General features: G+C 72.8%; 14 protein-coding genes. 6 read left to right on the top strand and 8 right to left on the bottom strand.

Annotated elements, in window-relative coordinates; all coding sequences use genetic code 11:
• The first annotated feature begins 4 nt into the window (after positions 1 to 4).
• Positions 5 to 988, top strand: coding sequence for a Gfo/Idh/MocA family protein (locus AC1DQF_RS01660; protein ID WP_477523467.1), 984 nt, complete (start codon positions 5 to 7; stop codon positions 986 to 988).
• On the opposite strand, the gene arfB is transcribed toward AC1DQF_RS01660, so the two are convergent.
• Genes arfB through AC1DQF_RS01645 form a run of 3 tightly spaced genes read right to left on the bottom strand, consistent with a single transcriptional unit; the run spans position 985 to position 3,234 of the window.
• Positions 985 to 1,413: an alternative ribosome rescue aminoacyl-tRNA hydrolase ArfB gene (gene arfB, locus AC1DQF_RS01655; RefSeq protein WP_477523466.1), complete on the bottom strand. Its 429-nt coding sequence runs from the start codon at positions 1,411 to 1,413 to the stop codon at positions 985 to 987. The genes AC1DQF_RS01660 and arfB overlap by 4 nt on opposite strands.
• Positions 1,410 to 1,841, bottom strand: coding sequence for a CoA-binding protein (locus AC1DQF_RS01650; RefSeq protein WP_477523465.1), 432 nt, complete (start codon positions 1,839 to 1,841; stop codon positions 1,410 to 1,412). The genes arfB and AC1DQF_RS01650 overlap by 4 nt, the downstream gene beginning before the upstream one ends.
• A gap of 16 nt (positions 1,842 to 1,857) precedes the next feature.
• Positions 1,858 to 3,234, bottom strand: coding sequence for a hypothetical protein (locus tag AC1DQF_RS01645; RefSeq protein WP_477523464.1), 1,377 nt, complete (start codon positions 3,232 to 3,234; stop codon positions 1,858 to 1,860).
• A 97-nt stretch (positions 3,235 to 3,331) separates the two neighbouring features.
• Here AC1DQF_RS01645 and AC1DQF_RS01640 point away from each other — a divergent pair, with 97 nt between their 5' ends.
• Positions 3,332 to 4,255 (top strand): DUF6801 domain-containing protein, encoded by a 924-nt coding sequence (locus tag AC1DQF_RS01640; RefSeq protein ID WP_477523463.1) that lies wholly within the window; start codon positions 3,332 to 3,334, stop codon positions 4,253 to 4,255.
• A 113-nt stretch (positions 4,256 to 4,368) separates the two neighbouring features.
• Positions 4,369 to 5,535 (top strand): acyl-CoA dehydrogenase family protein, encoded by a 1,167-nt coding sequence (locus AC1DQF_RS01635; protein WP_477523462.1) that lies wholly within the window; start codon positions 4,369 to 4,371, stop codon positions 5,533 to 5,535.
• A 43-nt stretch (positions 5,536 to 5,578) separates the two neighbouring features.
• Here AC1DQF_RS01635 and AC1DQF_RS01630 read toward each other — a convergent pair whose 3' ends face one another.
• Positions 5,579 to 6,634, bottom strand: a complete 1,056-nt coding sequence (locus AC1DQF_RS01630) for an AraC family transcriptional regulator (RefSeq protein WP_477523461.1) — start codon at positions 6,632 to 6,634, stop codon at positions 5,579 to 5,581.
• 223 nt (positions 6,635 to 6,857) lie between these two features.
• The gene (locus AC1DQF_RS01625) at positions 6,858 to 7,166 is read right to left on the bottom strand and encodes a three-helix bundle dimerization domain-containing protein (protein WP_477523460.1); all 309 of its coding nucleotides are present in this window, start codon (positions 7,164 to 7,166) and stop codon (positions 6,858 to 6,860) included.
• Between the two features lie 246 nt (positions 7,167 to 7,412).
• On the opposite strand from AC1DQF_RS01625, the gene AC1DQF_RS01620 reads away from it, so the two are divergent.
• Positions 7,413 to 8,312 (top strand): hypothetical protein, encoded by a 900-nt coding sequence (locus AC1DQF_RS01620; protein ID WP_477523459.1) that lies wholly within the window; start codon positions 7,413 to 7,415, stop codon positions 8,310 to 8,312.
• 13 nt (positions 8,313 to 8,325) lie between these two features.
• Here AC1DQF_RS01620 and AC1DQF_RS01615 read toward each other — a convergent pair whose 3' ends face one another.
• A complete protein-coding gene (locus AC1DQF_RS01615) occupies positions 8,326 to 9,090 on the bottom strand; it encodes a sigma-70 family RNA polymerase sigma factor (protein ID WP_477523458.1) in 765 nt (254 codons plus the stop codon).
• Between the two features lie 181 nt (positions 9,091 to 9,271).
• On the opposite strand from AC1DQF_RS01615, the gene AC1DQF_RS01610 reads away from it, so the two are divergent.
• Positions 9,272 to 9,937, top strand: a complete 666-nt coding sequence (locus tag AC1DQF_RS01610) for a helix-turn-helix transcriptional regulator (protein ID WP_477523457.1) — start codon at positions 9,272 to 9,274, stop codon at positions 9,935 to 9,937.
• 124 nt (positions 9,938 to 10,061) lie between these two features.
• Positions 10,062 to 10,568 carry a hypothetical protein gene (locus AC1DQF_RS01605; protein ID WP_477523456.1) on the top strand — a complete coding sequence of 169 codons (507 nt, stop codon included), beginning with the start codon at positions 10,062 to 10,064 and terminating at the stop codon, positions 10,566 to 10,568.
• Positions 10,569 to 10,608: 40 nt separating this feature from the next.
• Here AC1DQF_RS01605 and AC1DQF_RS01600 read toward each other — a convergent pair whose 3' ends face one another.
• Both AC1DQF_RS01600 and AC1DQF_RS01595 read right to left on the bottom strand, forming a co-directional pair.
• On the bottom strand, positions 10,609 to 11,019 hold the full coding sequence (locus AC1DQF_RS01600; RefSeq protein ID WP_477523455.1) for a DUF1707 SHOCT-like domain-containing protein: 411 nt from the start codon (positions 11,017 to 11,019) through the stop codon (positions 10,609 to 10,611).
• Complete coding sequence (locus AC1DQF_RS01595) at positions 11,019 to 11,678, bottom strand: PadR family transcriptional regulator (RefSeq protein WP_477523454.1); 660 nt, start codon at positions 11,676 to 11,678, stop codon at positions 11,019 to 11,021. The genes AC1DQF_RS01600 and AC1DQF_RS01595 overlap by 1 nt, the downstream gene beginning before the upstream one ends.
• Positions 11,679 to 11,690: the final 12 nt, after the last annotated feature.

Below are 11,690 nucleotides of genomic sequence, written 5' to 3'. Positions count from 1 at the left end.
CACCATGACGACTCGGTGGGGCATCGCAGGGACCGGCGCCATGGCGGAGGTCTTCCTGCGCGACTTCGAGCACGTGCCGGACGCCGAGGTGACCGCGATCGGCTCCCGCACCCGGGAGCGTGCCGGCGAGCTCGCCGCGTCGTACGGCATCGAGGGTGCCCACACCTACGGCGAGCTGATGGGCGCGGACGTCGACGTCGTCTACGTCGCGACGCCCCACCCGCAGCACCACGCCCTGGCCCTGGCCGCCATCGAGGCCGGCGTCCCGGTGCTCGTGGAGAAGGCCTTCACCGCCACGCTCGCCGGTGCGCGCGAGGTCGTGGCCGCGGCCCGCGAGCGCGAGGTCTTCTGCATGGAGGCCATGTGGACGCGCCTCCAGCCGGCGGTCGTGGAGGCCCGGCGGCTCGTCGAGGCCGGCGAGATCGGGGAGGTGATCGCGGTGCAGGCCGACCTCGGCGCCCACCGCGACTACGACCCCGCCTCCCGGCTGTTCGACCCCGCCCTCGGCGGGGGCGCGACGCTCGACCTCGGGGTCTACGTCATCTCGATGGCCCAGGACTTCCTCGGTACCCCGGACCGCGTCGTCGCCTCCGGCACCCGCTACCCCAACGGCACAGACGCGTCGGTGGTGATGCACCTGGCGTACGACGACGGACGCGGCGCCTCGCTGGCCTGCGGGCTCACCACCGAGAGCCCGGGCCGCGCCGTGGTCTGGGGGACCGGCGGGTCGATCGAGCTGCCGCCGCGCTTCCACCACCCCACGTCGCTGGTCGTGCGGCGCAACGGCCAGGCGGCGGAGACCCTGGACCTGCCCGCGCGCGGTCGCGGCTACAGCCACGAGATCGAGGAGGTCGGTCGCTGCCTGGCCGCGGGCCTCACCGAGTCGCCCGTGGTGCCGCTCGAGGACACCCTCGGCGTGCAGTGGGTCATGGAGGAGACGCTGTCCCAGCTCGGCATCACGACCGCCGAGGCCACCGTCGAGCTCTAGTCGCTCACCCGGCCGCGCAGCGCCTTGGTCTGGCCGCGCTCCTTCTTGGCCCGCAGCCGCCGTTCCTTCGACCCACGCGTCGGCCGGGTCGCCCGCCGGGGCGGGGGCGGCGGGGCGAGGGCTTCTCGCAGCAGCGCGGCCAGCCGATCGCGGGCGGCCACCCGGTTGCGGTGCTGGGAGCGGTGCTCGGAGGCGGCGATGGTCACCACGCCGTCGGGCCAGCGGCGCAGCGCCCGGGTGCGCTGGGTGCCGGTGAGGGTCGAGGCGGTGCGCACGTCGTACTCCAGCTCCACCCGGCTGTCCGCGGTGTTGACCGACTGACCGCCTGGGCCGGGGGAGCGGGAGAACCGCTCGACGAGGTCGGCGTCCGGCACGACGAGCCCCGACGGGAGGCCGGGGCCGGACGGGACGTGCAGGTCCTTCATGCGCCCCGCTTGCGCCACTCGATGGCCGGGCAGGTGTCCATGACCATGGCGACGCCGGCGGCCGTGGTCCGCTCGTAGGCGGCCTCGTCGACCACGCCGAGCTGGAACCACACGCCCTGCGCCCCGATGGCCACGGCCTGGTCCGCGAACTCGCCGGCCGCGTCGGAGCGGCGGAAGACGTCGACGACGTCGACGGGGAACGGGATGTCGGCCAGCGTCGCGTAGCCCCGCTCGCCGAGCACCGTGGGGGCGTCCGGTCGTCCGTGGGCGGGGTGGACCGGCACGATCGTCTTGCCACGCTGCTGGAGCAGGCTCGCGATCGAGTACGCCGTGCGCCCGGTGTCGCCGGACAGCCCCACGACGGCCCACGTCTCGAGGTCGTCGAGCATCCGGTCGACGGTCGCGCGGTCCTGCCAGTCGCTGCTCATGGCGCCACGGTAGCGCTCACCCGTCGGACCCGAGCGCGTCCTGGGTGTGGGCGAAGACCGCCTCCATCGCCGTCTTGAGGGTGTAGCTGTCGACCGTCTCGAGCTCGGGGAACGTCGTGGACCCGCCGCCCCGGCGCTTGGTCGCCTGCTCTGCCTCGAGCTGGAGGACGTAGCGGTCCCAGACCACGTAGAAGTACATGCCGCCGCCGGTGCTGGCGAGCACGTAGGAGCCGTCGACGTCGTACATCCCGCCCTGGCGCAGGGCGCCCCGGATCGTGCGGACCTGCTCGGGGGAGGGCCGGGGATCCTGGAACGCCAGGTTGGACAGGTACGAGTCCAGCACCTTCTGCGGCTGGTCGCCGGGTGCGACGTACTGGACGAGCAGCTCGGCGGTGTGCCGGCGCTCGAGGTCCTCGCGCTGGCAGCTGTTCTCCACCGAACGCCCGGCGGGGGAGTCCAGGGCCAGGTTGGAGTCGGGATCGGCGTCGGTCGAGGAGGAGGTGAGCTCCTGCAGCTCGACCTCGGGGAACAGGATGTCCACGACCTCCGCGTCGAAGAGCGCGCAGGGGTCGAGGAAGACGGGCCAGCCCTCGGCCTGCACCATCTGGCCCGTCGAGCCCACGGCGGGCTCGGCGTCCTCGCCGCGCAGCTCCTTGGCTCGGTCGATGGCGGTGGTCAGCACCCGCTCCGCGAGCCGGGCGTCGCGCTCGGTCAGGTCGTCGGTGAGACCGTGGTCGAGCCCCCGGGTGAATCCGAGGAACAGGTTGCCCGTCGTCGCGATGTACGCCCTCTCGCCCGCCTGCCACAGGATGCGTTCGTCGATGCCGCGCAGCCGGACGCCGCCGAGGTTCTTCTGGGCGTCCTCGATGATGTCGACCGTGGCCTGCTCGAGGGCGTCGAACACGCCGTTGTTGTCACGCAGGTCCCGGGGCAGCTTGCCGTCGCCGTACTTCTTGAAGGTGCGCCACTCCGCGGTGGCGGCGGCCGCGGTGGGGAACTGCACCACCCGGAGCTGCGCCTGCGTGTTGTCGGAGTCGCCGAGCCCGTAGTCGCAGCTCGTCGTGACCTGGGCGCCGGTGACGGTCTCCTTGCGGTCGGCGAGCTCCTTGTCGGTCGTCGAGGCACCTCTCCCGCGCTCGGTGACGTCGGCCGCCCTGGTCAGGGGCAGCAGCTGCGCGGCCTCGGTCGGGGGCAGCAGCGCACAGGGCGGGACGTAGGCCTGGCCGCCGATGGTGATCTGCGTGGCCGCCGCCTCCTCGACCGGCTCCTCGCTCGGCAGTGACGTGGACGATGACGACGACGCGTCGGTGGCCGGACCCGAGCCGCCGCCGCCGCCCGAGCAGCCGACGAGCGGCAGGACGAGCAGGGCGGCGGTGAGGAGCGACGTACGCATGGGCGGGGGGGTGCCCCGTTCGACGGTCGCCCAAACCCGGCCGACGTTACTCAGCGGTACTGTGTGACGCCACACACAACCACGGAGGGACACCACCATGCTTCACACCCCTGTACGCCGCGTCAGTGCGGCCCTTGCCGCCGGCGCGCTGAGCGCCGGCGCGCTCGTCGCCATGACAGCTCCGGCCGCCCAGGCCGCGACCGCGGCGACCACCTTCACCTGCAACTTCCCGGCCCTCGGACCGCGGGACATCCCGGTCAACATCGTCGCCAACCTGCCCGCCGCGGCCAACGCCGGCCTCGACGCCCCGGCCATCCCCGTGCTGCTCGGCGTGACCCTGCCGGCCGACGTGGTCGAGGCGGCCAAGGGCCTGTTCGGCGCGACGACGATCGGCGGCTTCTCCAACGACATGGTCGCCACGCTGGACGAGCTGTCCTCCTCGAGGACGGCCGACCTCGCCCTGCAGGACGTCCGGTTCCCGCAGACCCCGGTGCCCGCCACCGCCGGTCAGCCGCTGACGATCAACACCCCCAACCCACTGGCCACCCCGGGCGTCGTGCCGGCCACGACCGTGCCCGTCAACCTCCCGGGTGCCGGCACCTACAACATCGCGGTGCCGTCGGCGTTCACGTTCACGGCCACCAAGCAGGGTGACGTGGTCATGCTCGCCGACGTCCCGTGCGCGCTCAAGGCCGGCTCGCCCGCCAGCCTCGGCTCGATCATCCTGGCCGCCAACGAGTCCACGACCACCGGCAAGTCGGCCAAGAAGATCACTCCCCTCGGCAAGAAGGCCAAGGTCAAGGTGACGGTCAAGGCCGACAACGAGACCCCGACCGGCAAGGTCAAGGTCATGAAGGGCGAGAAGGTGCTCGGCAAGGCTTCTCTCAACGCCAAGGGCAAGACGACGGTCACCCTCAAGAAGAAGCTGGCCAAGGGCGTCACCAAGGTGAAGGTCGTCTACGTGGGCGACGACTTCACCGAGACCTCGAAGGACAAGAAGGTCGTGATCGTGGTCCGCTGACCACTGTCTCGTCCTCCTCGACCGCCCGGTCGGTGCCTCGGCACCGGCCGGGCGGTCGTCGTCGGTGGTCCCGACGTGCCCGGCAGTGGTTACCCGCTAGTAGAATCGATGGCATGAGCGACTTCTACGCCCTCTCCGAGGAGCACCAGGCCATCCGCGAGGCCGTCCGCGACCTGTGCGACGCCAAGGTGGCGCCGTACGCCGCGGTCGTGGACGAGGAGGCCCGCTACCCGCGTGAGGCGGCCGAGGCTCTGCTCGCGGCCGACTTCCACGCCCCGCACGTGCCCGAGGAGTACGGCGGTGCCGGCGCCGACGCGCTGGCCACCGTGCTGGTGATCGAGGAGGTCGCGCGGGCGTGCGTGTCCTCGAGCCTGATCCCCGCGGTCAACAAGCTCGGGTCGCTGCCGGTGCAGATCGCAGGCTCGGAGGAGCTCAAGCAGAAGTACCTCGGCGCCCTGGCCCGTGGCGAGGGCGGGTTCTCCTACTGCCTCTCCGAGCCCGACGCCGGTTCGGACGCCGGTGGCATGAAGACCCGCGCGGTGCGCGACGGCGACGAGTGGGTGCTCGACGGGGTGAAGCGCTGGATCACCAACGCCGGCGAGTCGGAGTTCTACACGGTCATGGCGGTGACCGACGCGGAGAAGAAGACCCGCGGCGGCATCTCGGCGTTCGTGGTGGAGAAGTCGGACGCCGGCGTCTCCTTCGGTGCCCCCGAGAAGAAGCTCGGCATCAAGGGCAGCCCCACCCGCGAGGTCTACCTCGACAAGGTCCGGATCCCTGTGGACCGGATGATCGGCGAGGAGGGCAGCGGCTTCGCGACGGCGATGCAGACCCTGGACCACACCCGGGTCACCATCGCCGCCCAGGCGGTGGGCGTCGCACAGGGGGCCCTGGACTACGCGCTCGACTACGCCAAGGAGCGCCGCCAGTTCGGGAAGTCGATCGCGGACTTCCAGGGCATGCAGTTCATGCTGGCCGACATGGGCATGAAGGTCGAGGCGGCCCGCCAGATGACGTACGCCGCCGCCGGTCGCTCCGAGCGGGGGGACAAGGACCTGACCTTCTTCGGGGCGGCGGCCAAGTGCTTCGCCTCGGACGTGGCCATGGAGGTCACCGTCAACGCGGTGCAGGTGCTCGGGGGTTACGGCTTCACTCGCGACTACCCGGTCGAGCGGATGATGCGCGACGCGAAGATCACCCAGATCTACGAGGGCACCAACCAGGTCCAGCGCATCGTGATGGCCCGCCAGCTCCTCAACGGGGTGCAGTCACAGCTCTGATCCAGGTCCGTGCGGAGCTGCGGCGTGGGGATCAGAGTGGGGATCAGGCGGTGCTGTCTGTCGCCCTCGCCGGTGCCGCCTCGAACCGGTCGCGCCACTGTGAGGGCGAGCAGCCGTACCGGCGGGTGAACCACCTCGACATGGCGCTGGGGGCGGCGAACCCCAGTGCCTCGGACACCTGGGTCACGGTGTAGTTGGGGTCACGCAGCCGCTCCTCGGCCAGGGCTGCGCGCACGTCGTCGAGCAGCGTGGTGAAGGTCGTCCCTTCGCGCTCCAGCTGGCGGTGAAGGGTGCGCCGGTCCATGCCGAGGTCGCGAGCCACCAGCTCGGCGGAGCATCGACCGGACGGCAACCTGGTCCGGATCAGCGTGTGCACCGCGCCCGTGATGCCGGCGGCCTGCGAGTCGAGGCGGAGGAGGTCGAGGAACCGTCGCGCGTACGTGCGACGCTGGGGGTCGGTCTGCAGCTCCAGGTCAAGGTCGTCGCGGCGGAGGACGACGGCGGCTCGAGCCGCGTCGAACACGATGGCGGTGTCGAGGACGCTGTGGTGGGTTCGCACATCGCAGGGTGTGTCGTGGGGGAGCTGGACCTCGACGGGGCGCCAGCCCGGGGCACACAGCTCCCGGAGGATCCCGAGGTACGCGGCGACCGCCAGCTCCAGCGCCTGACGTGCGGACCCCGGATCGACGTCGTCGCCCAGGGACAGCGTCACCTCGATCGTCGTCAACACGTCCGCGTGGACGGTCGAGAACGAGAGCGCCTGGTTGTAGCTGGCGGCGTTTCGATGCAGCAGCTGCACGGCACTGGCCACGTCGGGCTCCTCGTGCAGGAGGAGGCTCAGCGGCCCCAGCGTGGACAGACGCCGTCTCTTCGACAGCAGGAGGCCGAAGTCGTCGCGACCCGACGAACGCGCGGACGACCCGAGCACCCGTGCCATGGCGTCCACCGGGGACCAGGCATCCGGCTCCAGCGCATCGACGCGCAGGCCCTGCGCGGCCAGGAGGCGCGCAGCGTCGAGGTCGAGCCCGCGGGCCAGCGCGACGTACCCGCGCAGCGCGGCACGCCGACCGAGCAGTGGTGCGGCCCGTGACCGTGGCATGTCCCGAGAGGGTACGGCACCCGTCCCGTGTGGTGCTGTGTGGAACGTCGCCGGTGCGTACTGTCTTTCGTGAGGTCACGGCGAGTACGAGCGCGCTCACCCGCCGTCGTGACTCCGGGACGCTCCCCTGTGGCGTCCCACCCCCTGGATTCCTCGCCGCGCCCCGATCCCCCGTACCGGGGTGCGGCGAGGATGACCACGGTTACGTGGAGGGGCGGCCGGCTCAGGCCTGGTCAGCCCGGGGCTCGGGCATCGACCAGACGGTCAGGCGGTCCCGGGCCAGGCGTTCGACGAGGATCGGCACGAAGGCTCGGACCCGGCACCCGTCGAACTCGCTGCGGAGCTCGCTGATCACCTCCTCGACGGTCGTCGCGGGCACCGAGGCGAACCGCTCCCGGAGCCGTGCGCTCACCAGCGCCATCGTCCGCGTGAGGTCGGCGTCACCCGGGCCCGCGGCGGTCGGCTCCCCCGGGGGCTCTGCGATCGGCTCCGCCCGGACGGTCCGGTCCAGGTGTACGTCCGTGGTCACCATGTGTTCGGGCCCCCTCTGGTTGCGCGGGTCCTCGGCGGGCACGCGGCGGGCCCTGACGACGGTGGGCCTGCCACCGAGGATCCGTCGCGCCGACCGGCGTCGCATCCCCCGCCCGACGGGTCACCCGGGTGACCCGAACGGCGGGAGGTGGAGGGTGATGTCCCGGGGGAGGGCCGTGTGCCAGCATGCGGGGGCCGTCCGAGGTCCGTCCGCCCGGGCGGGGCTCGACGGGCTGAGGGGGTCTCCATGTCCACCACGACGAGACATCGTCACGGTGTCGCGCGAGCCGTCGGTGTCGCGGCCGCTCTCCTGCTGGTGACCTCGTGCAGCGACGTCTCGGGCGACCGGCCGACCCCGACCCAGACCCCGACCCCGACTGGGTCGGCATCCGCCCAGCCGTCCCGGACCGCGACTCTCCCGAGCCCGACCAGGACCCCCACCGTCCCGAGCCCGACCCGGACGCCCACCGTCCCGAGCCCGACCCGGACTCCCAGCGAACCCTCGACCTCCAGTACCTCCGAGACCCCCGTCGAGACCGAGACCCCCGTCGAGACAGAGACCCCCGTCGAGCCCGAGCCCACGAGCCCCACTGCCTCGGAGACCTCCGTCCTGCCCGCGCCCACCGGGAGCGCCACCACGGAGCCCGCGCCCTCGACGTCCGCGACGGTCGAGGCAGAGGCGACCGAGGCCGAGGTCGAGGCGGACGAGGGTGGGACCGGGTGGTGGTGGCTCCTCGGCGGACTGGTGATCGCGCTGGCGATCGGGGTCCTCCTGTGGGTGAGGGCGCGCCGCCGAGGGGCCGGGCGCGGCGACCTCGGCGCCGCGGAGGACGAGGTGTCGTGGTTCGCGCGCGAGCTGCTGCCCGACCTCCGGGACACCGGTTCGCGCGAGCGCGTCGCGGGCGGCTGGGCCGTGTCGTCGCCACGCGTGGTCGCCCTCGAGGACCGACTCACGCGGCTCGAGGCGACTGCCGGGGAGGACCGGGTCCGTGAGCGGGCGAGGGAGCTGCGGGACGCGGTGCGATCGGCCCGGGCCCGTCTGGACGAGCTGCTCCAGCCGGGCGGGGGAGACGTGCGGTCGGGGATCGACGCGCTGATGACGGCGCTCGAGGCGTCCCTGGACCGACCCGTCCCGACAGGTCGGTGACCGGACCGGACGATCAGACGGCCGGCGAGAGACCGGGGGCGCCGTCGTCGCGCGGCGTGAGCTCGGCTCGCAGCTGACGGTTGATCCCCGTCATGAGGCGTGACACCTGGGTCTGGGTCACCCCGATGTCCGCCCCGATCTCACCCTGGGTCGCGTCGTGCAGGTAGCGCATCTCCAGGATGCGCTGCTCGCGCGTGCCGAGGCGTCGTACGAGCGGGGCGACCACGGTCCGGGCCTCGACCTGGGCGAACCCCGCCTCGTGGTGCACGAGGGAGGCGGCCAGCGGGCGCTCGGAGTCGTCGGCCACGGCGTCGAGGGAGTCGACCGCGTAGCCGGCGTGGGCCGAGACGGCCTCCTCGATCCGTTCCGTCGGCACCCCGAGACGTGCCGCGATGTCACTGGGGCGCGGGGACCGGCCGAGCTCCTGGGCCAGCTCGGCGCTCACCCGGGTGACCCTGGCCTGCAGCTCCTGGACCGAGCGCGGCGGTCGCACCACCCAGCCGGCGTCGCGGAACCAGCGGCGCAGCTCACCACGGATGCACGGGACGACGTAGCCCAGGAAGTCGGTGGCCAGCGCGGGGTCGTATCGGCGTACGGCCTTGACGAGGGCCAGGCAGGCGACCTGACGCAGGTCGTCGGGATCGATGCCGCGGCGCTCGTAGCGGCGGGCCTCCTGGGTGGCCACGACGAGGTTGAGGCGGATGATCTCGTCCTCCAGCTCGAGGCGCGCCTCGGCCGGGTCGTCGAGTCGGGCGAGCAGCTCACCGGTGAGTTCCATCCGGCGGGCACGGGAGACACCGCGGTGCCCCGGGGGCGGGGATGTGGGCGACACGTCGCTCCTTCGCTCAGGTCGAGCGTGGCACGCTGCTCGACCACGACCTCCGAGCCAACCAGCCGTCCTCGTCCACCACTACCTCCCTTCGGGCATGCGATCCCGGGAGTTGGGTACGCCGCGCTCCATGACCGTGATGACACGTCGACGTCGCCCCGTGCGCGTCACCCTGGCCCACGAGTCCGAGCTCGTGACCGTCGGATTCACCGGCCTCCTGGCGCCGTACGCCCCCCGAGTTCAGGTGCTGCCCTCGCCGGGCGGCGTGCCTGCCCGCGACGTCGACCTGACCCTGCACGACACCCTGGCCGGCGTACGGGACCTGCCGCTGGCGGCGGTCCACCCCGTCGCCCACGACGGTCGGCTGGTGACCTGGACCTGGAACGCCCGGCCCGAGCTGGTGGAGCTCGCCCTGGGCAACGGCGTCAGCGGTGTGCTGTCCAAGGCCCTGCCGGCGGCCCGGCTCGTCGCCGCCCTCGAGTCCATCCACCACGGGCGGCCCGTGGTGGACCTGGGCACCGGCCAACCGCTCGTGGGGACCCCCGCCGTCCCCGAGTCGCCCCTCGAGACGCTCACCCCCCGCGAGGCCCAGGTGATCGCGATGATCACCGCGGGCCTGGACAACCAGTCGATCGCGGACCGGGCCTCGATCAGCATCAACTCGCTGAAGTCCTACATCCGCTCCGCCTACCGCAAGATGGGCGTCTCATCGCGCTCGCAGGCGGTCCTGTGGGGTGTGCGCCACGGCTACCTCGGCTCGATGTCCCGCGACCAGGACCCGGAGCTCACGGCCTGACCCCGGGAAGTGGCCGGTCGTCCCGGAGCTGCGTGAGCCCGGTCCGACCGACCACCGTCCTGACCGTCCCGTACCCGCCGTGGCGCGACGCATGCATCCGCACCCTCGGGGTACGGCCTCGGGTATGAGTACGCCCCCACGAGAGCCTGAGGCCGCCGGACCGGTGACCACCGGCGAGCAGCTGGCGCGACTGCTGGCCACGCAGCACGAGGAGCTGCGCGACGCCTGGTGCCGGGTGTCGCGTCTCCATGCCGGGGCCCGGGAGGACGTCTTCCTCCACGCCCGTCGCCGTCTGGCGATCCACGTCGCGCTGGAGCACGCGGTGCTCGCCCCCCGGCTCCCGCACGTGCGCGAGGAGGAGGCCGAGCTGGATCGCGAGGTGGCCGCGGCGGAGGCCGAGGCCCCGGAGTCCCTGGGCTTCGACGCCGCGTGTGCCCGTGTCGCGGTGGCCTTCCTGCGGCACAGCGCCACCCTGGACGAGGTGGCGCTGGCCGGGGTGCTGCCCGACGCCGAGCGCGAGGCCGTGACGGCCGCCCTCGCGCTCTGGGAGGGCGCCGGCGACGCCTACCTCGGCAACTCGTGGGGCGAGATGCGCGAGACCGCGGGMGCGCAGCTGGCGCGACGCGACTGAGGATCCTCAGGCCTCCAGCGGTTGGCTCGCGGGTGACGACTCAGGGTCGAGCCCTCGGGCCGTGATTGTGGCACGAGCGGCGTGAGCTGCGACCGCCCCAGTGGCGAGACTTCAGCAGCACGACGAGACCGATGAGCCACATCCACCAGGGCACCTGGAGCGCGATCGCCAGCACGAGCGCCGCGATGAGGAACATGGTGAGGGGCGCACGCCACGACGCCGTACGTCGTACGGGTGCCGGGGTCCGCGCAGGCGGGGTGACCGCCCTTGGCAGGTCCCAGAACACCACGTCGAGGTCCGCGCGGGTGCGGGCCGACCAGATGGCGTCGAGGCGTTCGGCGTGCTCCTCGGTGTCGAGTCGTCCCGCCGCGTAGTGGTCGTTGAGGATCGAGGTCGCGGCCTCCCGCTCCCGGTCCCCGATCCGGGCCGCGCCGGCGTGCGGATCGGTCATCACAGGTCCTCGTCGAGCTCTGGGTCGGACGCCGGCTCCGTGCCGTCGGCGAGGATGCCGTAGAGCGAGCGGCGGGTGTCGACGAGGACCCCGATGGCGGCCCGCCGCTGGGCCTCGGAGCCCTGGGTGACGAGCTGCCACACCGCGCTCATGACCTGACCGATCTCGGACTTGAGGTCACCCGACGTGCCGGTCGAGGCCCGCTCCTGGGCCCGCTCGAACGGCGCCCAGACGGCCTCGAGCTCGGCGGCGCGCTCGCTGACATAGCTCTCGCCCTGGGCGGTGAGGCGCAGGGTCTTGCGTCCCCGCTCGTCGTCCGTCTCCAGCAGGCCCTCGTCGGCGAGCTGCTGGATGGTGGGGTAGACCGAGCCGGGGCTCGGGCGCCACGCACCGTTGCTGCGGTCGGCGATCTGCTGGATGACCTGGTAGCCGTTGATCGGCTCACCCCGGCCACGGGCGTCGGCGAGCGCCGACAGGATCGCCAGGCGGACGTCGCCACGGCGAGCACGCGGGCCCCCCGACGGCGGCTGCGGGCTGCCGGTCTGGCCCCAGCCCAGCAGGCCCTGCATCCACGGCGGGGGACCGCTGGTGCCGCGCGGCGGCCCGCCCCAGCCGTGCTGGTCGAAGCGGAGATCCCAAGGATTCTTGCGGTGTCCCATGCGTGCGTCCCT

This window comes from Nocardioides sp. P4_G4, assembly GCF_056401085.1.
Note: the sequence above shows the minus strand (reverse complement) of the source record. Positions and strands in the feature narration are given on the sequence as shown.

Excerpts from the sequence above, each read along its gene's own strand:
- AC1DQF_RS01645 (WP_477523464.1), bottom strand. The coding sequence starts at position 3,234 with ATGCGTACGTCGCTCCTCACCGCCGCCCTGCTCGTCCTGCCGCTCGTC.
- AC1DQF_RS01640 (WP_477523463.1), top strand. The coding sequence starts at position 3,332 with ATGCTTCACACCCCTGTACGCCGCGTCAGTGCGGCCCTTGCCGCCGGC.
- AC1DQF_RS01630 (WP_477523461.1), bottom strand. The coding sequence starts at position 6,634 with ATGCCACGGTCACGGGCCGCACCACTGCTCGGTCGGCGTGCCGCGCTG.
- arfB (WP_477523466.1), bottom strand. The coding sequence starts at position 1,413 with ATGAAGGACCTGCACGTCCCGTCCGGCCCCGGCCTCCCGTCGGGGCTC.
- AC1DQF_RS01625 (WP_477523460.1), bottom strand. The coding sequence starts at position 7,166 with ATGGTGACCACGGACGTACACCTGGACCGGACCGTCCGGGCGGAGCCG.
- AC1DQF_RS01635 (WP_477523462.1), top strand. The coding sequence starts at position 4,369 with ATGAGCGACTTCTACGCCCTCTCCGAGGAGCACCAGGCCATCCGCGAG.
- AC1DQF_RS01650 (WP_477523465.1), bottom strand. The coding sequence starts at position 1,841 with ATGAGCAGCGACTGGCAGGACCGCGCGACCGTCGACCGGATGCTCGAC.
- AC1DQF_RS01615 (WP_477523458.1), bottom strand. The coding sequence starts at position 9,090 with ATGGAACTCACCGGTGAGCTGCTCGCCCGACTCGACGACCCGGCCGAG.
- AC1DQF_RS01595 (WP_477523454.1), bottom strand. The coding sequence starts at position 11,678 with ATGGGACACCGCAAGAATCCTTGGGATCTCCGCTTCGACCAGCACGGC.
- AC1DQF_RS01660 (WP_477523467.1), top strand. The coding sequence starts at position 5 with ATGACGACTCGGTGGGGCATCGCAGGGACCGGCGCCATGGCGGAGGTC.
- AC1DQF_RS01600 (WP_477523455.1), bottom strand. The coding sequence starts at position 11,019 with ATGACCGATCCGCACGCCGGCGCGGCCCGGATCGGGGACCGGGAGCGG.
- AC1DQF_RS01610 (WP_477523457.1), top strand. The coding sequence starts at position 9,272 with ATGACCGTGATGACACGTCGACGTCGCCCCGTGCGCGTCACCCTGGCC.
- AC1DQF_RS01620 (WP_477523459.1), top strand. The coding sequence starts at position 7,413 with ATGTCCACCACGACGAGACATCGTCACGGTGTCGCGCGAGCCGTCGGT.